The organism is Rheinheimera sp. MM224 (genome assembly GCF_947090785.1).
Classification (GTDB): domain Bacteria; phylum Pseudomonadota; class Gammaproteobacteria; order Enterobacterales; family Alteromonadaceae; genus Pararheinheimera.
Genome location: NZ_OX352320.1, coordinates 4,251,231 through 4,277,920 on the forward strand (window position 1 = coordinate 4,251,231; position 26,690 = coordinate 4,277,920).

Annotated in this window: 28 protein-coding genes; 17 read left to right on the forward strand and 11 right to left on the reverse strand. The window is 46.1% G+C overall.

From position 1 onward, the window contains the following. Positions 1-182 precede the first annotated feature (182 nt). Positions 183-749, reverse strand: coding sequence for a hypothetical protein (locus tag OM978_RS19810; RefSeq protein ID WP_264344139.1), 567 nt, complete (start codon positions 747-749; stop codon positions 183-185). Between the two features lie 510 nt (positions 750-1,259). Between OM978_RS19810 and OM978_RS19815 the strand changes: the two genes are divergently transcribed. The 3 genes from OM978_RS19815 to OM978_RS19825 all read left to right on the forward strand — a co-directional run bounded on the left by OM978_RS19815 (position 1,260) and on the right by OM978_RS19825 (position 4,239). Further along, positions 1,260-2,252, forward strand: a complete 993-nt coding sequence (locus OM978_RS19815; protein WP_264344140.1) for a branched-chain amino acid aminotransferase — start codon at positions 1,260-1,262, stop codon at positions 2,250-2,252. Between the two features lie 203 nt (positions 2,253-2,455). Continuing rightward, positions 2,456-2,875, forward strand: coding sequence for a MarR family winged helix-turn-helix transcriptional regulator (locus OM978_RS19820; RefSeq protein ID WP_264344141.1), 420 nt, complete (start codon positions 2,456-2,458; stop codon positions 2,873-2,875). An 11-nt stretch (positions 2,876-2,886) separates the two neighbouring features. After that, entirely contained in the window at positions 2,887-4,239 is a 1,353-nt protein-coding gene (locus tag OM978_RS19825) for an MATE family efflux transporter (RefSeq protein ID WP_264344142.1), read from the forward strand. 92 nt (positions 4,240-4,331) lie between these two features. Here the strand turns inward: OM978_RS19825 and OM978_RS19830 are convergent, their stop codons facing one another. Beyond that, a complete protein-coding gene (locus OM978_RS19830) occupies positions 4,332-4,931 on the reverse strand; it encodes a nucleotidyltransferase domain-containing protein (RefSeq protein WP_264344143.1) in 600 nt (199 codons plus the stop codon). Positions 4,932-5,035: 104 nt separating this feature from the next. After that, positions 5,036-6,259 (reverse strand): NADH:flavin oxidoreductase/NADH oxidase family protein, encoded by a 1,224-nt coding sequence (locus OM978_RS19835; RefSeq protein ID WP_264344145.1) that lies wholly within the window; start codon positions 6,257-6,259, stop codon positions 5,036-5,038. A 165-nt stretch (positions 6,260-6,424) separates the two neighbouring features. On the opposite strand from OM978_RS19835, the gene OM978_RS19840 reads away from it, so the two are divergent. The 5 genes from OM978_RS19840 (at position 6,425) to OM978_RS19860 (ending at position 9,874) form a co-directional block, all read left to right on the forward strand. Next, positions 6,425-6,787 (forward strand): MerR family transcriptional regulator, encoded by a 363-nt coding sequence (locus tag OM978_RS19840; RefSeq protein ID WP_264344147.1) that lies wholly within the window; start codon positions 6,425-6,427, stop codon positions 6,785-6,787. Between the two features lie 207 nt (positions 6,788-6,994). Beyond that, a complete protein-coding gene (locus OM978_RS19845) occupies positions 6,995-7,486 on the forward strand; it encodes a hypothetical protein (protein ID WP_264344149.1) in 492 nt (163 codons plus the stop codon). Continuing rightward, the gene (locus tag OM978_RS19850; protein ID WP_206099245.1) at positions 7,486-7,701 is read left to right on the forward strand and encodes a helix-turn-helix transcriptional regulator; all 216 of its coding nucleotides are present in this window, start codon (positions 7,486-7,488) and stop codon (positions 7,699-7,701) included. The genes OM978_RS19845 and OM978_RS19850 overlap by 1 nt, the downstream gene beginning before the upstream one ends. Before the next feature lie 281 nt (positions 7,702-7,982). Continuing rightward, on the forward strand, positions 7,983-9,113 hold the full coding sequence (locus OM978_RS19855; RefSeq protein ID WP_264344154.1) for a hypothetical protein: 1,131 nt from the start codon (positions 7,983-7,985) through the stop codon (positions 9,111-9,113). A 170-nt stretch (positions 9,114-9,283) separates the two neighbouring features. Beyond that, complete coding sequence (locus OM978_RS19860; protein ID WP_264344156.1) at positions 9,284-9,874, forward strand: hypothetical protein; 591 nt, start codon at positions 9,284-9,286, stop codon at positions 9,872-9,874. 284 nt (positions 9,875-10,158) lie between these two features. On the opposite strand, the gene OM978_RS19865 is transcribed toward OM978_RS19860, so the two are convergent. After that, positions 10,159-10,644 carry a DUF2269 family protein gene (locus OM978_RS19865; RefSeq protein WP_264344158.1) on the reverse strand — a complete coding sequence of 162 codons (486 nt, stop codon included), beginning with the start codon at positions 10,642-10,644 and terminating at the stop codon, positions 10,159-10,161. Continuing rightward, complete coding sequence (locus OM978_RS19870) at positions 10,637-11,284, reverse strand: hypothetical protein (RefSeq protein ID WP_264344160.1); 648 nt, start codon at positions 11,282-11,284, stop codon at positions 10,637-10,639. The genes OM978_RS19865 and OM978_RS19870 overlap by 8 nt, the downstream gene beginning before the upstream one ends. Positions 11,285-11,468: 184 nt before the next feature. Here OM978_RS19870 and OM978_RS19875 point away from each other — a divergent pair, with 184 nt between their 5' ends. The 6 genes from OM978_RS19875 to OM978_RS19900 all read left to right on the forward strand — a co-directional run bounded on the left by OM978_RS19875 (position 11,469) and on the right by OM978_RS19900 (position 15,976). Beyond that, the gene (locus OM978_RS19875) at positions 11,469-11,915 is read left to right on the forward strand and encodes a hypothetical protein (RefSeq protein ID WP_264344162.1); all 447 of its coding nucleotides are present in this window, start codon (positions 11,469-11,471) and stop codon (positions 11,913-11,915) included. A 287-nt stretch (positions 11,916-12,202) separates the two neighbouring features. Then, positions 12,203-12,556 carry a hypothetical protein gene (locus OM978_RS19880; protein WP_264344164.1) on the forward strand — a complete coding sequence of 118 codons (354 nt, stop codon included), beginning with the start codon at positions 12,203-12,205 and terminating at the stop codon, positions 12,554-12,556. Between the two features lie 64 nt (positions 12,557-12,620). After that, on the forward strand, positions 12,621-13,013 hold the full coding sequence (locus OM978_RS19885; RefSeq protein WP_264344165.1) for a hypothetical protein: 393 nt from the start codon (positions 12,621-12,623) through the stop codon (positions 13,011-13,013). A gap of 152 nt (positions 13,014-13,165) precedes the next feature. Then, positions 13,166-13,696 carry a HEPN domain-containing protein gene (locus tag OM978_RS19890; protein WP_264344167.1) on the forward strand — a complete coding sequence of 177 codons (531 nt, stop codon included), beginning with the start codon at positions 13,166-13,168 and terminating at the stop codon, positions 13,694-13,696. 72 nt (positions 13,697-13,768) lie between these two features. Further along, positions 13,769-14,515: a hypothetical protein gene (locus OM978_RS19895; protein ID WP_264344169.1), complete on the forward strand. Its 747-nt coding sequence runs from the start codon at positions 13,769-13,771 to the stop codon at positions 14,513-14,515. A 96-nt stretch (positions 14,516-14,611) separates the two neighbouring features. Beyond that, positions 14,612-15,976 carry a hypothetical protein gene (locus OM978_RS19900; RefSeq protein ID WP_264344171.1) on the forward strand — a complete coding sequence of 455 codons (1,365 nt, stop codon included), beginning with the start codon at positions 14,612-14,614 and terminating at the stop codon, positions 15,974-15,976. A 135-nt stretch (positions 15,977-16,111) separates the two neighbouring features. Here the strand turns inward: OM978_RS19900 and ilvA are convergent, their stop codons facing one another. The 4 genes from ilvA to ilvG all read right to left on the reverse strand — a co-directional run bounded on the left by ilvA (position 16,112) and on the right by ilvG (position 21,733). Then, complete coding sequence (ilvA, locus tag OM978_RS19905) at positions 16,112-17,617, reverse strand: threonine ammonia-lyase, biosynthetic (RefSeq protein ID WP_264346976.1); 1,506 nt, start codon at positions 17,615-17,617, stop codon at positions 16,112-16,114. Positions 17,618-17,727: 110 nt separating this feature from the next. Continuing rightward, positions 17,728-19,581: a dihydroxy-acid dehydratase gene (gene ilvD / locus OM978_RS19910; RefSeq protein ID WP_264344173.1), complete on the reverse strand. Its 1,854-nt coding sequence runs from the start codon at positions 19,579-19,581 to the stop codon at positions 17,728-17,730. Between the two features lie 227 nt (positions 19,582-19,808). Beyond that, on the reverse strand, positions 19,809-20,078 hold the full coding sequence (ilvM, locus tag OM978_RS19915) for an acetolactate synthase 2 small subunit (RefSeq protein ID WP_127026158.1): 270 nt from the start codon (positions 20,076-20,078) through the stop codon (positions 19,809-19,811). Continuing rightward, positions 20,075-21,733, reverse strand: a complete 1,659-nt coding sequence (gene ilvG, locus OM978_RS19920; RefSeq protein WP_264344174.1) for an acetolactate synthase 2 catalytic subunit — start codon at positions 21,731-21,733, stop codon at positions 20,075-20,077. The genes ilvM and ilvG overlap by 4 nt, the downstream gene beginning before the upstream one ends. 466 nt (positions 21,734-22,199) lie before the next feature. Between ilvG and OM978_RS19925 the strand changes: the two genes are divergently transcribed. Continuing rightward, on the forward strand, positions 22,200-22,493 hold the full coding sequence (locus tag OM978_RS19925; RefSeq protein ID WP_264344175.1) for a DUF1289 domain-containing protein: 294 nt from the start codon (positions 22,200-22,202) through the stop codon (positions 22,491-22,493). 5 nt (positions 22,494-22,498) lie between these two features. On the opposite strand, the gene OM978_RS19930 is transcribed toward OM978_RS19925, so the two are convergent. Together OM978_RS19930 and OM978_RS19935 are read right to left on the reverse strand one after the other, a co-directional pair. Further along, on the reverse strand, positions 22,499-23,044 hold the full coding sequence (locus OM978_RS19930) for a hypothetical protein (protein ID WP_264344176.1): 546 nt from the start codon (positions 23,042-23,044) through the stop codon (positions 22,499-22,501). A gap of 81 nt (positions 23,045-23,125) precedes the next feature. Then, positions 23,126-24,025: a LysR family transcriptional regulator gene (locus OM978_RS19935; RefSeq protein ID WP_264344177.1), complete on the reverse strand. Its 900-nt coding sequence runs from the start codon at positions 24,023-24,025 to the stop codon at positions 23,126-23,128. A 133-nt stretch (positions 24,026-24,158) separates the two neighbouring features. Between OM978_RS19935 and OM978_RS19940 the strand changes: the two genes are divergently transcribed. Together OM978_RS19940 and OM978_RS19945 are read left to right on the forward strand one after the other, a co-directional pair. Further along, complete coding sequence (locus tag OM978_RS19940; RefSeq protein ID WP_264344178.1) at positions 24,159-24,917, forward strand: SDR family NAD(P)-dependent oxidoreductase; 759 nt, start codon at positions 24,159-24,161, stop codon at positions 24,915-24,917. Positions 24,918-25,005: 88 nt separating this feature from the next. Beyond that, a complete protein-coding gene (locus OM978_RS19945) occupies positions 25,006-26,667 on the forward strand; it encodes a sensor histidine kinase (protein ID WP_264344179.1) in 1,662 nt (553 codons plus the stop codon). Positions 26,668-26,690 lie beyond the last annotated feature (23 nt).

A 26,690-nucleotide genomic window follows, 5' to 3' on the forward strand; every position in this document is an offset into this window, starting at 1 on the left:
ATGTGACCGAGTTTCAAAGCTTACAGCGCCTTCCGAATCTATGGGTACTAACAACCCACTGTAATCTATCGAAAGTTAACTGAGACAATGACACGTGAACTCCGTCGCTTTGCTCCAATTTTTGCCCACGTGTTGGTCTAGCTCCGCTACATTATTGTAAATGGGGTGAATTTAACACCTTGTTAGGAGCGAGGTTGCTGAGGACTCCATGTTTTTGAGTTTTTGTCGATATAATCAACAATCGCATTAAATAAAGGATACCAAGTATTTTGATCGTTGACGCCAGCCCAAACATAATCCAGATGCTGTTCTACAATGAAGATATCTTCCAACGTATCTGGTTTGGTAATAATAAATTGGCCGTATTTTTTGCCATCTTGCTCCCTTGTATCGAATCTCAGCCAAAGAAAGGGCTTATATGCTTTATAAGCTTTGTTGATCCCTATTTTATCTCTTACTGATGGAACTTTATCTGTTAAATCATTCTGGATTATCAGGGTCTCAAGATCTTCTAAGGTAATCATTTTTTGAAAATAGTTAATACTACCTATTTGACCTTTAATAAAATCATGGTCAGGCAGGAGCAATAGTGAGTTCATTGTATCCAGATTAACAGCTTCACTTTTAACAACGGTAGCTTGTACTTTCGTCGGAAAACGACCTGTCGCAGTATCAAGTTGTGCGACCTTCATGTTGCTACAAGCGACTAAAGTAAGTAAAGACATAGACAATACGAAATGTTTGAACATAGGTTCACTTTCCTTGTTGTTGATTTATTTTCTAGACCCACATCAATTAGATAGGCATCCATGACACGAGCCGATTTTTTGATCTTTATTTCAAGTTTCTGTGTGCGGTAAATTAGCGCCGTTGCACCTCTATTTCAACATTTTTTTCCAATGCCTTTAACGTCACACCAGCTCAAATCGTTAAACTAGCAAGTTGACGAGGTCTAAGCCTCCTTCGGATTTGCTGGAGCATATAAAAAGAGTAGGCTAGGTCTTTTACCCAGATAACGAATAAAACCAAGTTTCTCCCGACTTCAAGCTGCTTCAAAGGCAATTAGTTGATGCCGAAAACAGCAAGCCTGAGTACAATAGCCGGGCGTTCATAATTCTCAGGGTTACATTTTGCACCAAGGCCGTGGCGCAGCACCAAGCTGACAGCCGCTATAAAGCCCCAACCCATATAACAAAGCGCACCCTATTTTAATCAGGCCAGCCTACACTGGCCCTTGAACATCAGCAGGAAAGAAAAAAATGGCAGCTTTTGGTAGTGTATTTATGCCTGAAATGGCAATGGCCCGTTTCGATGGTACAGCTTGGGGTCAGTCCGCAATAGTTCCGTCCGACAGCATCAGTCTGCATCCGGGCGCTCATGTGTTGCATTACGCCAGCACTTGTTTTGAAGGCTTAAAGGCATTCCGCCATGAAGATGGTTCTGTGGTTATTTTCCGCATGGATAAAAACGTTGCCCGTATGCAACAAAGCTCTGAATTATTGTCTTTACCTACCTTCGACGCAAAACTGCTGAGTCAGATGATTGTGGACGTAGTGCGCCATTACGCCGCCGACGTGCCAACACCACCTGGTTCTATGTATATTCGCCCTACTCATATCGGCACTGAACCAGCTATTGGTAAAGCAGCAACACCAACACTGACGTCTTTACTGTATGTATTGTTATCTCCGGTTGGCGATTATTTTGCTGGTGGCAGCCGTGGTTTACGCCTGCTAATGGAAGACAATGCACGCTGCGCGCCTCATATGGGCATGATCAAAAGCGGTGGTAACTACGCCAGCGCCTTGCACCCAACTATGCAAGCCAAAGCCAAATATCAGGCCGATCAGGTGTTGTTCTGCCCGAATGGCGACGTTCAGGAAACAGGCGCAGCCAACTTCCTGTTAATTGACGGCAACGAAATTATTACCAAAGCTCTGGACGCATCTTTCCTGCACGGTATTACCCGCGACACCATTCTGACGCTGGCCCGTGACTTAGGTATGAAAGTATCAGAACGTGAACTGACAGTAGAAGAACTGCTGGAACGCGCCGCCAAACCAGGCACAGAAGCCGCCTTATCAGGCACTGCTGCTGTATTAGCTCCTGTTGGCACGCTGATCCACCAAGGTAAAGAATACAAAGTAGGCAACGGCGAACCAGGCAGCACCACAGCCAAATTACGCCAAACCCTGAACGATATTCAGTGGGGCAAAGCCGAAGATAAACACGGCTGGTTGACGAAGATTTAATGTTTCACTGAGTTCACTCATACGACAAAGCAGGCTTAGGCCTGCTTTTCTATTTTCTATTGCTTGAAAAAAACACAAAATAAACCTTGCACAACTCAAAATAAAGCCGCACGATATACTTGCAAACTCAAGCATTAATCAACCTTAAAGCCAATTTTCCACCCAGCAAATTCTGGCCTATGAATGCAACACAAGGTATACCCATGAACGACACGAATCCCGCACTGGATCTGGTGCTACAAAGCGCTCTGCTCTGGTCAACTATGGTGAAAAAAGCCGATCAGCAGCTGAGTGTGCATGGCATCAGTTTCAGCGAATTCTGTATTCTGCACCGGTTATTTCAGGCACCGCAGCAACGGCTTAGCCGTATTGAGCTGGCGAGCGCTGTTGGACTCAGCGCCTCAGGCATCACCCGATTGTTGCAGCCTATGGAAAAAATTCATTTGGTGGAAAAAGAACAAAATGCCCGAGATGCCCGGGTTAGTCTGGTGAAACTATCAGACACAGGCTTGCAAATTTATCAGGAGGCGAATCAAAGCTGTGCGTTTTTTGCCAGCCAGTTTACGTCGCCCCTCACCGCCCGCCAGTTGGAAACTCTGGCTGAATTATTAGCCCGACTCTAAGCAGCACACCAATGACAGATTTAACTCAGGGTTCCTTATTTCGCCATATCTGGACTATGGCGCTGCCAATGATGGTCGGTATGTTTGTCCAGTCACTGTATTTGTTTGTCGACCTGTATTTTGTTGCGGATCTTGGCGCGTCAGCCATTGCCGCTGTCAGCGCAGCAGGCAATCTGATGCTGCTGATTATGGCATTAACCCAAATGCTGAACGTAGGTTGTGTGGCGTTGATCGCCCGCTACACAGGAGCTAAACAACACCAACAAGCCGATACAGTTTTTCAGCAGGCCATGCTGATGGGCGCAGCTCTAGCTCTGCTGACCTTAGTACTTGGGTTTGCACTGAGCGATAGCTATATGCACCTGCTGACTTCAGATCCCGAAGTACAGCAACAAGCGCAACAGTTTTTATACGCCTATCTGCCAGGCTTGGCACTGATGTTTGTCTCTACCGCTATCGCCGCCGCAATGCGGGCTGTTGGCGTAGTGAAACCCGCCATGATGGTGCAACTGATCACAGTTCTGCTGAATATAATATTGGCCCCTGTATTGATTGCCGGTTGGGGTACAGGCCATGCCTTAGGCGTATTTGGCGCCGGCCTCGCCAGCAGTATTGCTGTGGTGGTGGGTGTGGCTATGTTATGGATCTACTTTCTGAAAAGTGACCACTCTGTGCTGCAAACTCCGAAACAATGGCGCTTTGACGCTAAAGTCTGGCGCCAAATCACGGCTATAGGTGTGCCAGCAGGTGGCGAGTTTGCACTGATGTTTGTTTTTACCGCTTTTGTTTATTGGGTAATTAAAGACTTTGGTACAGCCACTCAGGCGGCTTTTGGTATAGGCAATCGTATTCTGCAGGCCATGATGATGCCAGCTATGGCTTTATCCTTTGCACTGCCTGCTATTGTCGGTCAGAACTATGGCGCAGGCCATGCGGAACGGGTTCGGCAGTGCTTTAAAATTGGTGTGAGTCAAATGGCACTTGTGATGTTGCCGCTATTTTTACTTTGCCAATGGCTGGCCCACCCCTTGATGATCACTTTTACCGATGATCTCAGGGTGGCTGCAGAAGGAGAATTGTTTCTGCATATCATCAGCCTGAACTTTATAACCATAGTGCTGGTATTCAGTTGCTCTGGTGTTTTTCAGGGCCTTGGCAACACCTGGCCTTCACTCGCCAGTTCAGCAGTAAGGATCTTCGCTTTTATTTTGCCGGTGTTATGGTTATCCAGCCGCAGTGATTTTTCCCCAGCTATGGTCTGGTATGGCTCTGCCGCCAGTGTGTTAGTGCAGGGGCTGATGAGCTTCAAGCTACTGCGCTGGCAATTACGCAGCAAACTGGCGGGCAATGTTGCACTGAGTTAACGGCGTCATAAAAGCCTGCCCGCACTACATTGCGGGCGGGCTAGTGAGGCTTTGCCGAGCATCAGTTCTGGCATCAATGACTCCGCAGAGGGTTAATTCGGTCCGGCAGATTGTCTAAGGTCATCCTTGTCTCCAGCGATCATCAGTAGCGGATTGGCCAGCAGTTCACGGATAAAACCGGATTGCTCCGCCAACGCTTTCTGCCATTCGGATACTGAATATAGTTTAGGATTGATCTCGCGACCAAGCTGTTGCTGTGCTGGATACAGACTTTTCACTGCATCCACAAAACTCAGTTCCCCCACCAGCAGCAGGTCGATATCACTGCTGGCCGTCGCTTTGTCACTGGCGACTGAACCAAACACAGCAGCACACTGCAGTTGATCGGATACAGGCAACAAAGCCTGCCGTAACACATCAGCCAAGCCGGTAGTTTTACGCAGAATACTGGCAAGTTCTTCATACACCACACAGCTGGTATCCGCCTGATAACACAGTTGATTCCCCTGCTGTGTTTTTTTCAAAATGCCGGCCTGCGCCAATTTCGTTAGCTCTTTATGCAAAGTGCCGGGCTGGGTATGAGTTAAACGGGCAATTTCGCGCACATGCCAAGCCTGATCGGGTTTCAGCAATAACAAACCCAACACCTGACGGCGGTAACCGGTAAAAAGCAAATCAGTAAGAGCAGACACAGCAGCACCAAATGAAGCCAAATAAGCTACGAATGTAGCCTTTTAGGCTTCATTAATCAACCGCAATGACTGCAAAGTCTCACAACTTTAACCGACAACTTGTCTCACAACCCCATCTGCTTTTTATAACGGCGACTTAAACCCACCAACCGCAATTGATCCAACACCAACATTGCCAGAGGCCAACGCCGGATAGACCAAAAGGGTAAAGCGCGGCCTAAGCGGCGTAACATCAGTCTTGTATAAGCCATTTTTGCCAGTGACTGCAGAGGTTTTTTGGCAAAACTAAAGGCAGGTAAAACCGGGCTTACTGCTTCGCCTTGCTGCCAGCGATTAGGTAAATCCGGCGACAAAGCCAAAGCTGTAGCTATGCCCACTAAAGCAACACCAGTTTGCAGCACCTGCTCTGCCACCTCTAGCCTTTGAATACCGCCAGTCACCATTAATGGCATTTGCGCAGACTGCTGCAGTTCTTTGGCAAAGTCTAAAAAGTAGGCCTCACGCGCCAGCGTAGAGCCATCGCGACTATCGCCTTGCATAGCTGGGGCTTCGTAACTGCCACCCGATAACTCGACAAAATCCAGCTCCAGCGGGTTGAGCCATAACAACACTTGTTTCGCATCCTCTGTGGAAAAACCGCCGCGCTGAAAATCAGCTGAGTTTAGCTTCAGGCTGATGATAAAAGTGGCAGGCAATTCATTACGCAACAGAGTGACCAACTCAAGCAATAAACGGGCACGGTTTTCTAAAGGGCCACCGTACTGATCCTGACGTTGATTCACCAGCGGCGATAAAAACTGACTCAGCAAATAACCATGAGCCGCATGAATTTGCACTCCGGCAAAACCTGCTTGCAACGCTAGTTGGCTGCTCACCAAAAACTGTTGTTTAAATTCGGCTATATCATCCAGCGTCATAGCTCTGGGGCTGGCAAACATCTTTGAGAACTGGCCTAAATCCAAAGCCACAGCCGAAGGCGCTATCGCCTGTTGCCCAAGATTCGCTGGCATTTGTCGCCCAGGATGATTCAGCTGCAGAATCAGCTTAGTGCCGTTTTGCTGCCCTGCTTCGGCCCAGCTTTGGAACAAAGTTACATCCGATTTGGCATCCAGCACCACACCACCTGGTCCTGTTAAAGCTTTGCGGCTGATCATCACATTGCCGGAAATCAATAAGCCTGTGCCACCCAAAGCCCAGTGCCGATACAACTCAATCAGCTGCGCTGACGGATCTTGTCCCGCAGCGGCCATATTCTCTTCCATAGCGGCTTTCACCAGCCGGTTTTTCAGCTGCACGCCATTGGGCAGGGTTGTGGCTTCAAACAACATAGTTACACCTCTTGGTTCTGTTCTGTCAGATTTTTTCGCCGTCAATGCAGCGTCAGTTTCAAGTACGACGCAAGTGTAAAGCTTCAACCCTAGTTGAGAGTCAAGCCTTGCCATACCAAAATCTGGCGCTTATCCTGCGATAGTTTTCAGCTTAAGGAAAAAACCATGTATCGCATTGGTCAGCTTGCCAAATTATTGAATGTCTCAGAATCCAAACTACGTTTTCTGGAACAACAAGGGGTGATCAGTCCGCTACGGGAAAACAGCGGTTACCGTTATTACAGCGAAGACAGTAAAAACCGGCTGGAAGTGATCTTAAAAGCTCAACAAATGGGCTTTAGCCTCAAGCAAATCCGTTCAGTACAACGTCAAAATCACAGTAGCGATCAGCATCCGGTCGACTGCCAATTGTTATTGCCCATGCTGCAACAAAAGCTGACAGAGATAGACCAGCAGATGCTGGAATTACAGCAGCAAAGACAGCAGATCCAAGAATTGGCCGAGCAATTAAGTACTACAACCACATAAGCACTCCAGCTCCTGCACTGCGCTTATTATCTTTAGGGGCAGGAATAACTTACCACTAGTCGCCGTAACCCACAGCCCTTTATTTGCGTTCTTCTTTTACCACACAAAATGTAACCTTGCGGTATCAAAAGAACTTGACAATGATACCTTAAGGTTTCACATTGATACCTGAAGGTATCTAAACCTAATAAAAAAGGAACACTTATTATGGCTACATGGACTATCGAAGATCAGGAAAATTGTGTCAAAGCGTCAATCTTCGGCGCACTGTTTTTTGCGCAGCTGACAGGCTTTCAATTGTTAAGAGACATCAGTTTGTTTTGGTTTGAACTAAAAGCAGTAAGTGATGCTTTTGGCTTTGGCGTACTGTTTTCGGCAATTTATTTTCTGGTCAAAGTGACCAAACAACCTAAGTTGCTGTCCTATGGCTGGAAAATCCGCGAAATATGTGGTGATTTCCAGGATGAGTATTTACGCAGCCGCTTTCAGCGCGCCACTACTCTGGCATACAACTTAACCATAGTGGTGGCGTTTTCGGGTTATGTCATAACCCACTTAATCAACAAAAACGGCGACCCGCAGTGGCTTGCATTTCAGCCCTTCTTATTACTGACGATCTTTGTCGGGTCCATCAGCTTTTATCTGAGTTTGCGCACAGTACTGGATGAACAAGAAGAACCAGCTCAGGAAACTAATTGATGGAAGAGCAAACCCTGTACAACAGAATTGCGGAGCTGCGCGCGGCCAGAGGGCTGTCGCAGCAGCAACTGGCCGACGCCATTGGTGTATCCCGTAAAACCATCAGCACAGTAGAAACCAGCCGTTTTACGCCTTCGGTGGTAATAGCTTTGCAAATGGCACGTTATTTTGAAGTGCCGGTAGAGCAGATTTTTAGCTTTGATGGGTTTCGTTAAGGTGGTGTAGATGCGTCTTGATATACTTAGTGATCGCCAGTCCCGAAAAACAGCTTGCCGTTTCTAAGCTGCTGCTTTAACTTGGCTTTAACCAAGTTACAACTGTAACGAAGTTGCCGGAAAAGGAAGTTATGGCAGTTCAGTTCTCTTTGGCGTTTCAGCCTTTAGATCTCCCGCTTAGTACCTTCTGCTTTTCTGTCGCAACTACAGATTTAACTGGATACAGGGCAAGACCTTATAGCGGTTTTGCATACTAAACAAAGGAAAACCACGGTAAACCCATGATCAAAGGAATGAAGCTAAACCTCTCCACAGTTCTGTTATGTAGCACTTTATTAGCCGGTTGTTTTTTCGATAAACAGCTATCTGAGGAAGAGGTTAAAACAGTTGAAGCTCTCAAATCTGAGTTAAGCAGGATCGAATCCGACCTGTCCGCTCTGGAGCAAGACCAAAGTCTTGGCAAAGGCAGTTTAATTGGAACTCTGAAAAACCAGAGGTTAGAAGTACTCAAATTAAACAAAGAGCTATTTGTCCAAAGAATAGCCAGCATTGAAGCTGGGGCTGACTTTACAATCAAACCAATAGCTTCAGCAGTAGACCAGGCATTGGTGGACAGCATCGATGAAGATCTCAACATTGCAGCAGACAAATTAAAAAACGCGAAAGAAGAAGCGGCCCACTATTCAGCTGGCCTTTTGTTTGCGCTGAAACAAGCCAATGTTGCAACACAAGAAAACGCTATCACTATGCTGGAATACCGCAAGTCGTTGGCGAAATATGGACTGTATATCAATGATCTGGACACTACCGCTAAGTCGTCTGACACCACTTCGTCTGAAGCTGAGCACTCAGAGCCATCAGCCATCTCTCTGGTCCCTGCTTCCGACGGGCCTTTTGGGCTCAGCATGGGCATACCGGAAGAGGCTTTTGGTGCAACATTAACTCAAGTGGTGACGGGTAAATTTTTTATTGACCCGGTACCTAGCCCACACGAAGACTTCGAACAATACGTAGTGGAATTTGGCAAAAAGTCAGGTTTATGTTGGGTTAAGGCTATTAGCAAAGATATTCCAACAGATTCGATGGGTTACTTTTTCATATCAAAGTTTAAAGAACTGGAGAAAGTACTTAGCGACAAATACGGCAAAGGCGCTAAAACCGACCTACTGTTTCCCGGCAGCATTTGGAATGAGCCAAAAGACTGGATGAATGGACTGGCTAAGAATGAACGAATTCTCGTCACTACCTGGGACAGTAAGAACGGCCTGAAACTCCCCAATGATATTAGCTCAGTTGCTATTGCAGCAATCGCTGAAAACACGGAGACGGGTGCTATCTCTTTGGAGTATACATTCACGAACAACAAAGCATGCGAAGCAGAAAATCAGGCTCTGAAAAATGAGTCACTTTAAAGCGGGCTTAGGTTGCTTAGAGTGGCAATAACGCAGACGCCAAGGTCTCGCCGCTTAAGGCCAAACGAGACGAGGCAGGAAAGGCGATTAGGTTTTTAAAGCATTAGTCAGGGCTGCTTTGTAGCATGGGGCACATGGCAGGCCTGACACCGTTTTTTTCAGGAGTTAACATGAAGTTTATTTGTACCATTCTAATTTTGTTTTTAAGCGCATGCAGTAGCACCCCAAGCTTTCCTTTAGCTGGTATCAGTCAAACATACGAAATTTTAGGAGCAAAAGTTAAATCGCCAAATGAACCCGATTGGCGTTTGATGCAATATGATCAGGCAGGCGTTTACTTTGGAAAAGCGGCTTCATCTAAAGACATCAGCCTTATTTCAAATGTAGTCATCTTCGCTGTAAATGAATTTGACGACAATAAAGCGTTCTTTGAATACATTATTTCTGAACGTAAAAAAAATGATGACGCTACTCGTTTTGTAGATCTTGGGGTTAATTATGAGTTTGTCACTTTTAATGAAAGCAGCTGTATTAAATACTCATCCCTAGCTGAAGACCACGCGAGTAAAAGTAAAAGCAAACAAAAATTTCAATACTTTAGTACATCAGGTTTTATATGCCGACATCCGGCAAATAAAAATGTGGCGATACAACTAGAAACATCCTATCGCTCTGACGAAAAGTCTATTCCCACCTCTATAAGCACAATGTCTAACGAGTTTTTCAGTGGTGTAGAGTTCATAGATAACACTGTTAGATAACGGGTATTCGTATGCTTCGAGGTCAGCCAAACATTTAGCTATAGTCCGGCCATTTTTTTTCAATTCGGACACTGTGGCATTAAAGGTTTTTACCTTAAGCCACAGTTGACCAAAATGGGGCATACGTAATGGGAAGATTCGCTTGCGATGCTAATCGAGCATGAAGGCGTATCGCTGACAGAACTCCCGCTAAATCCTCTTTCATCGCTTTCTAAACAACGAATATATTCGGGGCACAGGGCAAGAGCTGACACCGGTTTTTTATTCGTGAAAAGGGGATAAAGCTACCACAAAGGCTGTTTCGACACCGCCAGCCACATAATAACCAGCACTGTTACAGGTAATGTCAGTAGAGCCAGATGGGTAAAACCTTTGTGGTAAAACTGAATTAATCCCTGTTGTCTGCTCGTCAGCTCCACACCCAAAGCACGCTGTTTAATCAGCTGTTGCACCTTCCAGTTACCCAGCCAGATATCGACAATTTCCAGCGGCACAATCAGCAACAACACCAGCCACAACTTGTTTTGTAGCCAGGGCATGTCAATCCAGCCATAACCAAAAGCCATCCACGCACCGCTGACAAACAAAGTGCAAAGCGCCAGATGCTCCAGTGTTAAGGTGAGGAAAAACACCTTATACACCAAGGATGTTCCGCTACTCATTTCGCCCTGATGCTGTTGAAAATACCGCAGCACCAGCCACGACCCAAGCGCTGGGCCAAGCCACAAAATCAGCGAGCCAATATGAATCACTTTCAGCAGGCTATACATCAGCTTTTATCCAGAGTTTATAAGCAATCAATACAAACCAGGCCGTACTGAGCGCCATGCTAAAAGCGGTTAAAGCTTCTGCCAGTGCCAGCTGCTGCGACGCTATAGCCACGGATAAGCCAAGGCCTGCAAACCAAGCCAAAATACCGGGGTAAATCCAGAGTTTTAAAGCAGGTTTGTGTTGTAGCAACAACAAAGTCAGAACTAAGCCACCCATGTTATACAAACCATTGCCGAGAACCCCTGTCAGGTGCATCGCCAATTGATCAATAAAATGCAGTAATTCCTCCGAGCTGCCAGCGCTGATCATGGCTGGAAACACAAAAGCATATAAAGTTTCTGCTATTAGATCAGGCGCTATGCCAAGCGCCACCAACAGTACCCCAAATTGCCGGACTGGGCTTGGCGGAATGGCAGAAGCCAGCAGGCAACAAAACAGCAATAAGCTTAAAGCCGACGCCATCCAAAACAGCCAGCCCAATTGCCATAAGGCCAAATGACTTTGAATATAAGCCAGACGAGTAGGCAGATCAGTCACCACAGGCAAACCCGGCCGCATAGGGCCAGCCATTAATAAACAGGCGATAAAAATCACCACAGCTATCGCCAGAGTGCAGTAAAAATAACGGGGGTTCGGCATTTAACAATCCTTGTGACTAAACGACAGTCATTCTAGCCTTGGTTTGGAAAGGAAATCTATTAAAGCTATACATCTTCCACGCAGCCTGGTTCCTAAAAACGGTTGCCATCTCAGATAAGCTGCCTTAACTTAGTCTACATCGAATTACGACCGTAATAATGAACCCCCAAAAGGATGTGATGGAATGAAACTCTTATTAACTTTGACCATTGCTACGCTACTAACCGGATGCGCTTCGACTCCTCAATACAAAAACTATCAGGGTGCAGATGCTGCATGTATTGAAGGGGATGTAGCCAATTTCATTAAATTCTTTAGCTCAGGTGAAGCCCATGTTGGTATTGCAGAAATTGATGGTGTCGTGGCTGACAGTATGGGGAAAAATTGTGTTTCCCCCGGCAAACATACTTTCGGCTTAACAGCAAACAATAACCAAAAAGCGGTCGATGGTTACGTCGATTTAGAGTTGGAATCCGGAAAACACTACCAACTACAAGCAAATTTAGTTGGGATATCCTTTGCTTTTAAACTGGTGGATATCAGCAGTAAACCAGAGCAAATTGCTCATGAATTTAAGCTGACAGCGAACGCCAATATGCCTGTGAATTATGTTCCTGTGATTATTCAATAAGGCAGTAGGTAATCAGGATAGCGGTTAACCTATTTACATAATCTTGGTGGATACTGCAGCACTCAAAGTTTTTACGGCTGTGTCAAAGCAGTATGGCGGCGAGAGAACTTAGCTAACAAAGCTGCGGCTTCAAGGACGAAGGGTATGTAACGAAGTTGCCGGAAAAGGAAGTTTGGCGGTTCAGCCTTTAGATCTTCAGCCTGATATCTCCTGATTTAAGTGACAACTACCTATTCTTCATACTGCACGCCAGACGGCCTTTTTGAACAAGATAAACCGGAGATGATATGAAACATTTACTACTCGCACTTGTTGTTCTGGTATCAGGCTGCGCCAGCACTACAGAGCAACCAACACAGGTTGAACTGACAGGCAAACTCCTAGGTTCTTATGTCAGCACATCTTCAGGTTTGCTCAAAGGAACAATCCTTTACATAACTGACCCTGACTCATTACAAAGAATTTCTGCAGTTGGCAACGGCAACCCAAATCAAGTGCTTCTTAGCCACAAAGATCAGGCGTTTTTAAGCAAGTTTGCAGGTAACACAGTAAAAGTTACCGGTGAACTAAACACACAACATTCAGACCCCTTTCACACTGACTTTGAATTAAAAGTGCAGGAGATTGCCGAACAAAAATAATAATTTAGGTGACCAACAACATCTTCCATTCCGGTGCTGCAGCCCAAGCGAAAGGAATAGCTTTATGGCCAACTATTTACTCTCTTTGCTAGCGCTGATGACGCTTGCGGCTACATACTTATATGAGTTCACATCCCCTATCGAAGATATGGCTTCGGTGATCAAAAAAGCGGGTGGCACCGCACTTATCGCAGAAAAAGCAGAACAGCTAAACTCAACAGACTTTGGTTATCCGCAATTGCTCAGTTACTTCAATGGCGATGTACCAATAACAGACTGGACAGCAGACAGAATGGTAAAAAGGCAAACTACCTTCGACTGGCTTTTAGGCGTAGAGCACTACGCAGTGCTTTTTAAATACAAAGGTAAAACCGTTATGTTTGTCGATATGACGCTGGCTTCAGCCAACACAGTTCGAATAAACACAGCTGCGCTAGTGTATAGCGACCCCTACTAAAGTGCTCTCGCTTGGATATGCAGTGCTCAGGATTGGTCATACAGACAGTCAAGCACAAGTCCCGAAAAACAGCTTGTGCTTTGGTTTCAGTTGTTCTAATTTGGTTCTATTCAAGCCACTAAAGATGGCTGTAGTTGCCGGGAAAGGACGTCATGGCATCAACCTCCTATCAAGCTTTTGAAACCGCTATCGCCGACGCCGAGCGCTTGCTTGTGCTGTTCGACAAACTGCCCAAACCAGAACAACAAACCAATGAAGTGCTAAAACGTGCTGCGCTGATTATGACGCTGACGGCTTGGGAAACTTATATCGAAGCCTGGCTAAACGAACAACTCTGCCAGAAGATTTCCATCCTTAAAGGCAGCTTTGCTGGAGACTACATCCAGAAAAAGTTGGATCAAGAAATTAAGCGGCTCAATAACCCCAATTCTGAAAAAATCAGGCAACTCAGCCTGGAATTTCTGCAACGCGATATCACCGAAAGCTGGGTATGGAATAACTACCAGCCAAAAACAGCCTGTACTCAACTGAATAGCTGGTTAAGCAAACGTGGTGATGCTGTGCATCAGGGCCGCAATAACGCCGACCCTAAAGTCCCGCATTTAGTAAAACGAGACGAAGTGGAAAAGGCGATTAAGTTTTTTAAAGAATTAGTCAAAATAACGGATGGTGTTGCTTTGTAGCATGGCGTACAGGGCAAGACCTGACACCAGTTTTGCATGCTGGTTTACCTTTAACTGGAAGGAATCTTATTAATGAATTGGGCTAATCGGGTCGGTATTTTCGTTGATTTAGACAACGGCAATTTGTTGTTTCCTTGGGAGTATTCATTGCAGTGGAATGCTGACGGAGAGACCGCAGCATTGAGTTACAAATCTGAGCAGATATATGTTTACTACTGTGACCAGGCAAAAATAGAAAAACAACTTCATGATCAAAGTTTGGGTAAATCATGGAAATTGGATTCTGATGATAAGTTTGATATGAGCAATTGTTCTTTCCCCGGCGGTTCAACCTTTTGGGTAGAGGGTAAACACTTCACAAATGGAACTACTCGCATCGCACTACGAAATGTTGAAGTGACAGATAAAAATGGGAAAGTGATCCTTTGTGTCAGCAATAAAGAATATGAAGTTCAAGCAACAGACGAACATATTGAAAAGCTGAAAGGGCTGAGCTCAGCGTTAGCAAAAGCCCTTCAAAATCTTGATACTCCGCGCGATCTTGTAGCAGGTGCAGATATTAGCGGTTTAATGCGTGGACTTGGTTGGGTTTATTTTCTTTGCGCAGTTGTAGCCGGGTTTGTTGTTTTGACACAATTTGGAGAGATCACTGTTTCGAACCCATATGGTTCAGATAGAAAGGTTAGCAATCCTTTGGCTGTCAGTTATGCAATTGGGCTCTGGGCTAGTGGCCTGCTATCTATTGTCATTCTTCATTTTTTCGCGGCACTAAACGATAACTTAAGAGCTTTGACAAAAAAGCTGGTTCACAGTGAATAAGCTATCCAGAGCTGTAACTAAGATTTAACTGGGGCACAGGGCAAGACCTGACACCATGGTTCTCATTTTTTGGTTTTGCGAGAGGTATTTATTGCTATGAAAATTTCTATGCCTATGAATGAAGATGACAATGAAAAAAGCCCAAAGCTTGAGTCTTCAAAGCTACTAGATTTAGCGTATGAAACAAGAACAATAGGTCTATTAGAAGCATTAAACTCGCAAGTCGATGTGAGAAAAGAAAAAGATAAGCTTAACTTAGCGCTACGCAGAATAAGAACAGAAAACATTGAAGAAATAACTGGGCTCGAAAAGACTGAGAAGGTTTACATATTTAAAAGAATAAAAACAATAATACAGATAAATACCGAATCAAAAAATCAAGAACAAATAACAATAATATTCGCATCAGGGAAACCTGAAAAAATCAGCCCAACATCAAGTATAGAAACCCAAAACGACACTTACATAAACACTTATCAGCTTGATACATCATGCATCGGTATAGCGATCCCAAAACAGTCAACAATAATTAATGTACAATCCATAAACCTTGCAGAGATGTTTAAGAACACGTTAAATCTCAGAAAGGAAATCGAAAGCAGCAACATATCTATACATCAAAAGAAACTAGATTTAGAAAGTATTACACGAAACATAGAAGCACAGACCAGCCGTTCAGGCAACCTAATGAAAGACCAGAAAAATATAGAAAAAAACCTGAAAGAACTTCACCAGTTGCGAATTGAAAAAGAAGAAGAAATAGCCTTAGCAGAAGACCAAAAACAAAGAGTCACGGAAGAACGAATTTCTCTCGAAAAATCTCTAGAAATCATAAGAAATGAAATTGAGACGGAAAAAAGAAATAAAGAAACAGCAGAGAAAACAACAAATTTGACTAATAACGAACTTGCCCACCTACAGGACTCATTAGAAAAAATTAAGAAAGAAATTCTTGAACTTGAGCAAAATAAAAGATTTTTTGACAATGAGCTATCAGGGTATACCAAGGAAGGAAAGAGTCAAGTAAGCATATATCTAATAATAGCGGCCATCACAATGGCAACTTTATTCTTCGCAACAATATTCACTATAAGTAACGGCTTAGATCTAATACAAAACTCAACAAATATGGATATGATTGATTTACTACTAAGTAGAGCCCCATTAACAATCGGAATATCTTTAGTAATATCGATGTGCTTTGCACTGACTTACTTCATGATAAATCAATCCATCAAAATCAACTCAGAACGAATGAAATTCATGCAAGCATCCATCATTGCAAAAGACATGTGGACAGCATCTGAAACAGTAACCGATCTAAGCCCTTTCGATAGAGAAAAATTAAGACAACAAGCAAAAATCCAACTGATTGCACGAATCTTTGAAGAAAACAGCCAATCGAAAACTGATAGCAAAATAATGGATGCCTTAGTAGAGAGAGTGCTTAAAAAAGAATAAGTAGTTGCTCCCATGCTTAAAACCTAAACAAAAAACGATTAGCGTACTAAGGTCCCGATTTCAGTACGGCCCTCGCCAGAGGCTCGGGCGTTCTCCCGGCAAAGCGCAAAACTATTTGCGCTTTGAGATCCCATTTCACCCCGCAGTCAAAAACACCTTATAAGCCCCATTGCTGGTCACCAACCGATACTCATAACCCAAGGTATCCAGGTGTTCAGCAATTTCCGCATGATCAGCAATCTCAAAGCCAGCCAACACATCGCCAGTGGCAGCGCCGTGGTTGCGGTAGTGGAATAAGGTGATATTCCATTTTTCGCCCAGGGTGTTGAGGAAGTTCATTAACGCGCCTGGGTATTCCGGGAAGTTGAACTGGTAGACCTGCTCTTGCACTAAACGCGGTGGCATGCCGCCGACCATATGGCGTACGTGTAGTTTGGCTAGTTCATCGTCGGATAAATCCTGATAGTCGTAGCCTGCTGCGGACAAGGCCTGATTGACCTGTTGCAGCTCTTCCGCGCCGTGGCGTAGTTTGATGCCCACAAAAATATGGGCTTTGTTGTCGCTGGCGTAGCGGTAGTTAAATTCGGTGATGGCGCGGCCGCCTAAGGTTTGGCAGAAACGGCGGAAGCTGCCTTTTTCTTCCGGAATAGTGACGGCAAATACCGCTTCTTTTTTCTCGCCCAGTTCGCAGCGCTCCGACACATAACGCAAAGTGTCGAAGTTCAGGTTAGCGCCACTCAGTACTGCGCTGAGGTTTTGAGTTTGAGTGGCCGTTGCCGCATATTTTTTCAGGCCAGCTAAAGCCAAAGCACCAGCAGGTTCTGCTACTGCTCGTAGGTCGTCGAAGATGTCTTTGATGGCGGCACAAATTTCGTCGCTGGAGACTGTGATCACATCGTCGCAGTATAAATGCGCCAGTTTGAAGTTTTCTGTGCCTATACGTTTTACCGCCACACCGTCGGCAAATAACCCTACTCTGTCTAATGTGACAGGCTCACCTGCGTCCATTGCGGCTTTTAAGCAGGCGGCGTCGTCAGGCTCTACCCCTATAACTTTAACGCCTGGCATTACGGCTTTGATATACACCGCCATACCGGCCAATAAGCCACCGCCGCCGACCGGAATAAATACCGCATCCAGTTTGTTATGTTGGCTTAACAGCTCTTTGGCGACTGTGCCCTGGCCTGCGATCACGTCGGCATCGTCAAAAGGTGGAATATAAGTGGCGCCCTGAGTTTGGGATAACTCAATGGCAAACTTATTGGCTTCGTCAAAGGCGGTGCCGTGCAGCAGTACTTTGCCGCCAAGGGCTTTGACTGCTGCGACCTTAATTTCCGGCGTGGTGATAGGCATCACAATAGTGGCGTGCAGGCCCAGTTTGCTGGCGGATAAAGCCACGCCTTGGGCATGATTGCCTGCCGAAGCACAGACAACATTTCCACCTGGGTTTTGCTCACGCACTTTATGTAGTTTATGAAAAGCGCCACGCAGCTTAAAAGAATACACAGGCTGCATATCTTCACGTTTTAACAGCACATGCTGGCCAATACGCTGGCTGAGTTTTGGCATAGCCTGCAGCGGGGTTTCTATCGCCGCCTGATACACGGGCGACAATAAAATTTCCCGCAAATACTGCTGCATCAGAGCTGGGTTTGGTGCCGGGCGCTGCCAGTCGGCTGCAGTTTTGCCTTGCTGTTTTACAGCGTCTTTAACAGAGTTTTGCACAGCACTCAGCTCTTTATTCACGGCATTCATAGGTCTTCCAATTTACTCAAATCACGTACTGCGCCTTTATCAGCACTGCTTGCCAGCATGGCATAGGCTTTTAACGCTGGGCTGACGGAGCGTACGCGATCAACAGGTTTCCAGGCCAGCTTGCCTTTAGCTTCCATAGCGGCGCGGCGCTCTGCCAATACGGCATCACTCACACCAATGGCGATGCTGCGGTTTGGAATATCAATGGCGATGGCGTCACCTTCTTCGACCAGACCAATAGCGCCGCCGCTGGCAGCTTCTGGCGATACATGGCCTATAGATAAACCCGAAGTACCGCCCGAGAAACGGCCGTCTGTGATTAAAGCGCAGGCTTTGCCTAAACCCATCGACTTTAAGTAGCTGGTTGGATACAACATTTCCTGCATGCCTGGGCCGCCTTTTGGCCCTTCGTAGCGGATGATGACTACGTCACCTGCAACAATTTTGCCTGCCAGAATGGCTTCTACAGAGCTGTCCTGGCTTTCAAAAATACGGGCGCGGCCGTTAAACACCAGGTTTTCTTTTTCTACACCAGCGGTTTTAACAATACAGCCGTTGGGCGCTATGTTGCCGTACAGCACGGCCAAACCGCCGTCTTGTGAATAAGCGTTTTCTTTGCTTCTGATACAACCTTCAGCGCGGTCGTCGTCCAGCGTTGGGTAACGGCAACTTTGCGAAAAGGCCTGAGTGGTACGGATGCCGGCAGGGCCGGCGCGGAAGAAATCCAGCACCTGTTGATCTTTAGTTAAGGTGATATCAAAGCGGTTGATCACATCGCCTAAAGAGCTGCCTGCCACATGAGGTGTGTCCGGGTTGAGTAAACCGGCGCGCAGCAACTCGCCTAATATCGCAATCACACCACCGGCGCGGTGTACGTCTTCCATATGGTATTTTTGCGTGCTCGGCGCCACTTTGGATAAATGCGGCACAATGCGTGATAAACGGTCGATGTCGCTCATGCCAAAATCGACTTCGGCTTCAATAGCGGCGGCCAATAAATGCAGCACTGTATTGGTAGAACCGCCCATGGCGATATCCAGCATCATGGCGTTTTCGAAGGCGGTTTTATTGGCGATATTACGTGGCAATGCGCTGGCGTCGTTGTTTTTATACCAGCGGTTGCATAAGTCCATAATGCGCGCACCAGCACTGATAAACAGCGCTTTACGGTCGCTATGAGTCGCCAGCATAGAGCCATTGCCCGGTTGGCCTAAACCTAAAGCTTCAACTAAGCAGTTCATTGAGTTGGCGGTAAACATACCAGAGCAAGAGCCACAGGTTGGGCAGGCGCTACGTTCAATTTTTGCGCTGTCTTCATCGCTAACATTAGGGTTAGCTGCCGACACCATAGCGTCGACTAAATCCAGCTTGATAATTTGGTCCGACAGTTTGGTTTTGCCCGCTTCCATAGGGCCACCAGACACAAAAATGGCTGGAATATTTAAGCGAAGAGCCGCCATTAACATGCCTGGGGTGATTTTGTCGCAGTTGGAAATACAGACCATAGCGTCAGCGCAGTGACCGTTGACCATATATTCCACCGAATCGGCGATGATTTCGCGTGACGGCAGGCTGTACAGCATACCGCCGTGGCCCATGGCGATGCCGTCGTCTATGGCGATGGTATTAAATTCTTTAGCGATACCACCTGCTTCTTCAATAGCTTCAGCCACCAGCTTGCCTAAATCGCGCAAATGCACATGGCCAGGTACAAACTGAGTGAAGGAGTTCACGACGGCAATAATAGGTTTACCAAAGTCGGTATCTTTTACTCCTGTGGCACGCCATAAAGCACGGGCTCCCGCCATATTGCGGCCTTCAGTAGTGGTTGCAGATCTTAACTTAGGCATGGTTTTGTTGCTCCGATTTATTTAGTTCCCCTGCGTACTTGGAACCGCAGCGTTGTTGACTTCGCTCCTCGCCCCAGTCACATAGACTGCTATGCTCCTGGGGTCTCGCTCGCTTGTCGCCTAGCTGCAATCCCAATTACTTTGGGGTATCTCTAGCTTGTTTAATGTTTAGCTCTGCCATTTGATATTTGACGCAGAGCTTATTAATTTGTCTTAAGTTTAGCGGCTTAAGCCCGCATTGAACCTGCTTCGGCTTGTGTTAGTTCAGACTCAACACAATCCAGATACTCGATATCGTATAACTTGTTTAACTGATTGGTCAGCAGGCTGATAGGTTTGTCGCTGACGATAGACAAAGTCACCAGTAAGCCACTGAAATCGGCCATTGGTTTCATTTCCATACCGGCCACTTCAAAGCCACGGTAACGGGTGACCTGCAATAACCGCTCTAATACCACAGGTTGGTTTTTAGTCTGGATGGTTAGTACATGGTTCATTGTGCTTTCTCCGTTAACATATCCTGATTGGCTGCTCCTGGCGGTACTAAGGGCCAGACGTTGTCTGTTTCATCTATTCGAACGTGTAATAAGTATGGGCCTGGCCAGGTAAACATGGCTTCCAGCGCTGGTAACACTTCATCTTTGCGGCTGATGCTGTGACCTGGAATGGCAAAAGCAGCAGCTAAAGAGACAAAATCCGGGTTGTCGGATAAATCGGTTTCGCTGTAGCGTTCGTTAAAAAACAGCTCCTGCCATTGTTTCACCATGCCTAAACGCTGGTTATCGACAATGACAATCTTCACCGGCAGGCGGAAACGCTTGATGGTGCCCAGTTCCTGCACATTCATCATAAAAGAGCCGTCGCCGCTGACTGTCACTACCGTATCTTTTGGTCGGGCCAACTGCGCACCTATGGCCGCAGGCAAACCAAAGCCCATAGTGCCTAAACCACCACTGCTTAAATGATTACGCGGATGACTAAAACTCATATGCTGCGCCACCCACATTTGATGTTGGCCTACGTCACAACAGACCACGGCGTTATCCGGCAACCGTTCGCTTAACTGTTTCAGCATTAAAGGCGCAAAAATACGCTCACCCGGATGGTCATAACGCCAGCCGTGTTGTTGTTTCATAGCCAAACAATGTTTTAACCAGTCTTCGCAGTGAGTGGGTACTGACATCGCAGGCAACAACTCGCGCAAATCCCCTATCATGGCGCACTCAGCGCGGCGTAATTTGTGCAGCTCGGCCGGATCGATGTCGATATGAATAACCTTGGCATCCGGTGCAAAAGCGGCCAGTTTGCCTGTGACGCGGTCATCAAAACGAGCACCTAAACAGATTAATAAATCGCATTGCTGTACCGCATGATTAGCGGCCTGAGTGCCGTGCATACCTAACATACCCAGGTAATAGGCATTAGATGGCGGCACTGTGCCCATGGCTTTTAAGGTGGTGACCGAAGGCATAGGGCTAGTGGCTAAAAAGTCTTGCAGCTGCGCTACTGCATCTGCCATATGCACACCACCGCCTATGTAGGCGATTGGGCGCTTGGCGTTTTGGATTAATAAGCGCGCCTGCTCTAAAGCTGCAGCTGGCAAAAACTGCTGCTGGGAAGTTGCGGTATCTTCAACTAAACGTGGCTTAAACTGCACTTCGGCCAGTTGCACGTCTTTAGGAATATCCACCAACACAGGGCCCGGGCGGCCTGACATCGCCAATTCAAAAGCTTCGTTTAAGGTGTGTTCCAGTTCAGTTACGTCTGTCACCATAAAGCTGTGTTTGGTCACAGCCAGGCTTAAACCTAAAACGTCGACTTCCTGAAAAGCATCTGTGCCCATCACGGCTTGTGATACCTGACCTGTGATGGCCACTAAAGGCACTGAATCTAATAAAGCGTCGGCTAAGGAGGTGATCAGGTTAGTCGCACCTGGGCCTGAGGTGGCCATACAAACGCCAACTTTGCCTGAACTGCGGGCATAACCTATGGCAGAAAAAGCCCCACCCTGTTCATGACGGCACAGGTAGTGTTTGACCTTGCTCTGATACAGCGCGTCGTAGATTGGCATAATAGCTCCGCCAGGATAGCCGAAGATATGTTCGACTCCCTTTTGCTCTAGCAGCTTGATAACCAGTTCAGCGCCTTTCATTATGTATCCCATCCTTTTCTATCGTTTGTTTGTCAGTACAACAAAACCTGTTTCGAAATTTCCGGGGACCTTAAAACACAAAACCCCCGGACCTTTCGGTGCGGGGGTTTTGTTGAGAATTTTTTTGCTGCTTAAAATTCCAAACGCGAGCCCCCGCAGTGACTAATCACCACGATTACGAGGACCACAATAATGTTCAGAATAGAAGCTAAACGCATTTTTTAATTTTAACTCTTTGGTTAAGTATTTTTACTTCGGCGGTGTTTTTACGTTAGATGCCGAAAATTTATGCCTATAGAAATAGCCGTCTACACATCTTTAGTCAACAACTATTTTTGCTTTTGCCCAATTTTTGTAAAAAAATTACAAAAGCTGCATTTTTAGGCAGAATAGCTTTCAGTCTCTGGACTGAACGACCAGACAAAGCCAGACTCTTAGTGTTAACCACCCTATTTTATTGAGTTTCATGGATCAATTAGAGCTGTTTGATTTACCCAATCCTTGTATTGGGGTCTGCGAAAACAACAGCAGAGGTTATTGCCTCGGCTGCTTGCGCTCGCGTGACGAACGCTTTAACTGGCATAACAAGCCTGTGGCTGAACGCTCACATATTCTGAAGTTACTGGAACAACGCAGGGCAAGGCGTGATGCCAAACTGGCGCAGCTGGCTGCAGAAAAAGCTGCTCAGCAAAAGCTGGATTTGGGTGATGCTCCAGCTGTGGACGACAGTATTCCTATTATCTGGGATTTAGAGTTATAGCGGGCTCACACCCGCGCTGTAGGCACATTAGCGCAGTTATTGCGCGGTCTTTGCCAATTCTCGGTGACAATCTGCTCGGACTGTTTGACCAGCTCACCGCCAATAAACTCGTACACCATAGCCAGATAGGCATAACCTATGGTTTCGTCTGAGCCTTCGTCGGTCAGGCAATGTTTATAGTCTTTGTCGGTTAATGGCACTTTAATAGCACCAGTAAACCAGTTGGCTTTTAACGGGTACTGTTTTTCGCTGAATAGCAATTTTGGATCTATGCTGGCGGTCGTAGTTTTACAATCACTTTGCAACAAGGTATTTAAAAACAACTGCTGACCTTTTAATTCCCACACACCTTTATAACCACGCTGCTCTGCTTCACATTGCTGCTGGTTTTGCAGTTTCAGGCGAATTTCATCAGCAGCATAGAGCTTTTCCAAAGGGCTGCTGTCGACGTCATGCGGGACACCATCCACAATAAACTGATCAGGCATATGGATAGCAGCATGGGTTACAGTGCTGAACCACAACAACAGACTGATGCAAAAATAGCGCATTGAAGCTCCTTAGTTATGGTTGGTGAAGATTGGCGCCGGATAAGCAGACTAGCACGTTTAGCATCAGCAATGATGCACTCTTTAGTTGTAGTCTGAATTCATCACTGCTTGCAACCAATCAATAAAAACTTTTAGCCTGCGGCTTAATTGCCGTCGATGTGCATACAACACAGAAACCGGCATGGCCGCCGCCTGATACTCTGGCAATACTTTCACCAGTCTGCCTTGTTTCACCAACTGACGAACCCCCACTTCAGGCACCTGAATAATGCCTAACCCTGCCAGACAAGCTGCGGTATAAGCTTCAGCATTATTAACAGTCACAGCACCTGACATAGGCCAGAATTTGGTTTTGCCATCCTGCTGATATTCAAAGCCATCGGGCTTACCTGAAAGCTGCTGACTGTAAAACACTAAGTTGTGACTGCTTAAATCGTCCAGAGTTTCAGGTAAACCAAATTTATCCAGATAAGAGGGGCTGACGCAGTTCACTTGCCTGAATTGAGACAATGGCCGCGCTATTAAACTACTGCTACTTAGCTGACCTACCCGAATGACAGCATCAAAGCCTTCAGCTATTAAATCGACCCGCCTGTCGGTGCTGCTCAATTGAATATGTAACTGCGGATGCTGGGCTAAAAAATCAGGCAAAGCCGGGATCACAGCTTCACGGGCCAGGCCCGTTGGCATATCAATACGCAACACGCCTTTGAGCTGTTCAGGCTGTTGCTGGAATAGCTGCTGCAGCTCATCAAAGTCGGCCAGCAGTTCAACACAACGCTGGTAATAGTTATTGCCATCCTGAGTGAGTTCAACCCGTCTGGTGGTGCGGTTTAACAACCTTATATTTAGTTGAGTTTCCAGCTGCTGCACAGCTTCTGACACTGAAGTTTTTGGTAAACCCAATTGTTCAGCGGTACGGACAAAACTACCCAGTTCGGCCACCCGTTGGAAAATTTGCATCTGCTGAATTCTGTCCATGCCTTGATCTTCCTCGCCGCAACTATCCGAAATTTACGAACAGTGATTTCGTTTTTGCATTATTTATCCGAATTAATTCAAACAATACACTGCAGTTGTTGAATTAGCCAAACATAAACAAGGGGTACATCACATGAGTCAGAAAATCGCTTTAATTACAGGTGCCAGCCGTGGTTTAGGTAAAAATGCCGCCTTAGCTTTGGCCAAAGCCGGTGTGGATTTAATTATTACTTACCACAGCAAAGCTGACGAAGCGGCTGCTGTAGTGGCAGAAGCCCAGTGGTTAGGCCGCAAAGCAGTAGCCATTCAGCTCGATACTGGCGATGTATCGTCTTTTGCTAACTTTTCAAAGCAATTAGCTACTCATTTGCAGCAAACATGGCAACGTGATCAGTTTAACTTTTTAGTAAACAATGCAGGTTTTGGTGCTCACGCCCCGCTGAGTGAAACCACTGAGCAGCAATTTGATGCACTGATGAATGTACATTTTAAAGGGGTGTTTTTCTTAACTCAGCAGCTGTTACCACAAATGGCTGATGGCGGCAGTATTCTGAATTATTCATCAGGTTTAACCCGTTTTGCCTTACCAGGTTATGGCGCTTATGCCGCGATGAAAGGAGCTGTTGAAGTGTTAAGTCGCTATCTGGCGTTGGAATCCGGTGCCCGTGGTATCAGGGTAAATACGCTGGCACCTGGCGCTATTGAAACTGATTTTGGTGGTGGTACAGTGCGCGATAATGCCGACATTAATCACTACATTGCATCACAAACGGCATTGGGCCGGGTCGGTTTGCCTGATGATATTGGTGGTGTAGTACAGATGCTCTTGTCAGAACAAAGTGGCTGGATTAATGGTCAGCGTATTGAAGTCTCGGGCGGAATTCATCTGTAAGACGAAGAGGCCCAGTCAGGGCCTCTTCGTTATTTTGCAGTTTTGACCACGGGATTGATTGCACAGACCAAAGATGCTGGTTAGAGTGATGCGACCAACAACGCAGAGACTTTGTGCTTTGAGCCAGTCGCATCACTCCTCTACAGCTGAGTTGCAAAACCAACTCCGGTTAATCCGTCATCAATTTGCTAACTCTTTGTGGCGTAGCTTTGCTTTATTGGCGCTGATTGGCGTACCACTTTCTGTATTCAGAGCGGTCAACACAGGCTGGCTGCATTTATACAGTGTGCATTTGTTTATTGGTGCCAGCTTTGTCATTGGCGCTTTTTTTTATAAGCGCATGTCGTTAAAGCTCAAAGGCAGTCTGCTGATTTTACTATTCTGGCTGATAGGTTTACCCAGCTCTATTACCTTCGGTTTTTCTTCGTCTGGTATCTGGTGGTTGATTTTAAGCTGTCTGGTTGCTCATGTGCTATTCAGGGCGAAAGTCGCTATTGCTCTGGCTGTTGCCACACTGCTCAGCATTTTAATCATTGCTTCAGGCTTTATCAGTGGTTATCTGGCTCTGCCTTTTAGCTCCAGTAAATATCTGGCAGACCCTGTAACCTGGGCTACTTATCTGTTGGTGAATCTGATCGCCTTTTACGTCGTGATCCGATGTTTTATTAGCTATAACGCCTCCTTACAAGCGACCACCCAACATCAATTCCGACAATGGATTGATGATTTACCCCTGGGTATCGTAGTGCAAGGCAGTAATAATCAGCCCTACTATAGCAACCAAGCCGCCAAAGACTTATTAGGTGCCAAACCACATCGCCCGCAAGCCTATGTCGCCGGTAGCCTCGAACCTTATCCCGCTAAACAGATGCCAGCGGTACAAGCACTGCAAGGTCAGACCTGTAAGCTGGACGATATGGAAATTGAACAGGCAGGCCAAAGGCGGGCAATTCAAGCCTGGGGAAGGCCTGGTTATAGCGCTGAGGGCGAGCTGATTTTTGGTATTTCAGTGTATGAAGATATTAGCGATCGTAAGCAGCTGGATTTATTAAAAAACCACTTTGTCTCAACCGTCAGTCATGAGTTACGCACCCCTTTAACCTCCATTCACGGTGCTTTAGGTTTAGTTTTGGGAAATGCGCTGGGAGAACCTGACCCCAAAATACGCGCTATGCTGGAAATTGCGGAACAAAATAGCCAGCGTTTAATTCGGTTAATCAATGACATACTTGATATGCAAAAGGTAGAAGCGGGTCAAATGACCTTTCATTTTACCCGACTGCAACTGGCTCCATGGCTGAGCAATGCCTTAAACCAGTTGGAAGGTTATGCATTACAACATCAGGTGCATTTTGAATTAGCTCCGGTAGCTGATGATTTGTGGTTATACGCCGATCCGAACCGGTTGATGCAAGTCTTGGTCAATATTTTATCTAACGCAGCCAAATTTTCACCAGCCAATGCGACAGTGCATATAAGGATCGAACAATTTACCGACTTTGTGCGAATAGCTATTGAAGATCATGGCTCAGGCATAGAAGACGAATTTAAAGCTGTGATATTCAGACCTTTTAGTCAGTCCGATACATCAGATATCAGACGTTTTGGTGGAACAGGATTAGGTTTGAGTATCAGCAAATCTATAGTGGAACAGCACGGCGGGACACTCTGGTTTGAAAGCAGCTTAGGCAAAGGCAGCACTTTCTTCATCGACTTAAAATTGGGGTCAGATCACATAAGTCACGCGTAACTTATGTGTTCTGACCCCATTTT

Coding starts and splice junctions, on each gene's coding strand:
- OM978_RS19930 (WP_264344176.1), bottom strand. CDS start 23,044: ATGCGCTATTTTTGCATCAGTCTGTTGTTGTGGTTCAGCACTGTAACC.
- OM978_RS19870 (WP_264344160.1), bottom strand. CDS start 11,284: ATGCCGAACCCCCGTTATTTTTACTGCACTCTGGCGATAGCTGTGGTG.
- OM978_RS19935 (WP_264344177.1), bottom strand. CDS start 24,025: ATGGACAGAATTCAGCAGATGCAAATTTTCCAACGGGTGGCCGAACTG.
- OM978_RS19860 (WP_264344156.1), top strand. CDS start 9,284: ATGAAGTTTATTTGTACCATTCTAATTTTGTTTTTAAGCGCATGCAGT.
- OM978_RS19835 (WP_264344145.1), bottom strand. CDS start 6,259: ATGTTGTTTGAAGCCACAACCCTGCCCAATGGCGTGCAGCTGAAAAAC.
- OM978_RS19850 (WP_206099245.1), top strand. CDS start 7,486: ATGGAAGAGCAAACCCTGTACAACAGAATTGCGGAGCTGCGCGCGGCC.
- OM978_RS19900 (WP_264344171.1), top strand. CDS start 14,612: ATGAAAATTTCTATGCCTATGAATGAAGATGACAATGAAAAAAGCCCA.
- OM978_RS19945 (WP_264344179.1), top strand. CDS start 25,006: ATGCGACCAACAACGCAGAGACTTTGTGCTTTGAGCCAGTCGCATCAC.
- ilvA (WP_264346976.1), bottom strand. CDS start 17,617: ATGCAGCAGTATTTGCGGGAAATTTTATTGTCGCCCGTGTATCAGGCG.
- OM978_RS19940 (WP_264344178.1), top strand. CDS start 24,159: ATGAGTCAGAAAATCGCTTTAATTACAGGTGCCAGCCGTGGTTTAGGT.
- OM978_RS19825 (WP_264344142.1), top strand. CDS start 2,887: ATGACAGATTTAACTCAGGGTTCCTTATTTCGCCATATCTGGACTATG.
- OM978_RS19820 (WP_264344141.1), top strand. CDS start 2,456: ATGAACGACACGAATCCCGCACTGGATCTGGTGCTACAAAGCGCTCTG.
- OM978_RS19875 (WP_264344162.1), top strand. CDS start 11,469: ATGAAACTCTTATTAACTTTGACCATTGCTACGCTACTAACCGGATGC.
- ilvM (WP_127026158.1), bottom strand. CDS start 20,078: ATGAACCATGTACTAACCATCCAGACTAAAAACCAACCTGTGGTATTA.
- OM978_RS19865 (WP_264344158.1), bottom strand. CDS start 10,644: ATGTATAGCCTGCTGAAAGTGATTCATATTGGCTCGCTGATTTTGTGG.
- OM978_RS19925 (WP_264344175.1), top strand. CDS start 22,200: ATGGATCAATTAGAGCTGTTTGATTTACCCAATCCTTGTATTGGGGTC.
- OM978_RS19895 (WP_264344169.1), top strand. CDS start 13,769: ATGAATTGGGCTAATCGGGTCGGTATTTTCGTTGATTTAGACAACGGC.
- OM978_RS19840 (WP_264344147.1), top strand. CDS start 6,425: ATGTATCGCATTGGTCAGCTTGCCAAATTATTGAATGTCTCAGAATCC.
- OM978_RS19880 (WP_264344164.1), top strand. CDS start 12,203: ATGAAACATTTACTACTCGCACTTGTTGTTCTGGTATCAGGCTGCGCC.
- OM978_RS19810 (WP_264344139.1), bottom strand. CDS start 749: ATGTTCAAACATTTCGTATTGTCTATGTCTTTACTTACTTTAGTCGCT.
- ilvD (WP_264344173.1), bottom strand. CDS start 19,581: ATGCCTAAGTTAAGATCTGCAACCACTACTGAAGGCCGCAATATGGCG.
- OM978_RS19815 (WP_264344140.1), top strand. CDS start 1,260: ATGGCAGCTTTTGGTAGTGTATTTATGCCTGAAATGGCAATGGCCCGT.
- ilvG (WP_264344174.1), bottom strand. CDS start 21,733: ATGAAAGGCGCTGAACTGGTTATCAAGCTGCTAGAGCAAAAGGGAGTC.
- OM978_RS19845 (WP_264344149.1), top strand. CDS start 6,995: ATGGCTACATGGACTATCGAAGATCAGGAAAATTGTGTCAAAGCGTCA.
- OM978_RS19885 (WP_264344165.1), top strand. CDS start 12,621: ATGGCCAACTATTTACTCTCTTTGCTAGCGCTGATGACGCTTGCGGCT.
- OM978_RS19890 (WP_264344167.1), top strand. CDS start 13,166: ATGGCATCAACCTCCTATCAAGCTTTTGAAACCGCTATCGCCGACGCC.
- OM978_RS19855 (WP_264344154.1), top strand. CDS start 7,983: ATGATCAAAGGAATGAAGCTAAACCTCTCCACAGTTCTGTTATGTAGC.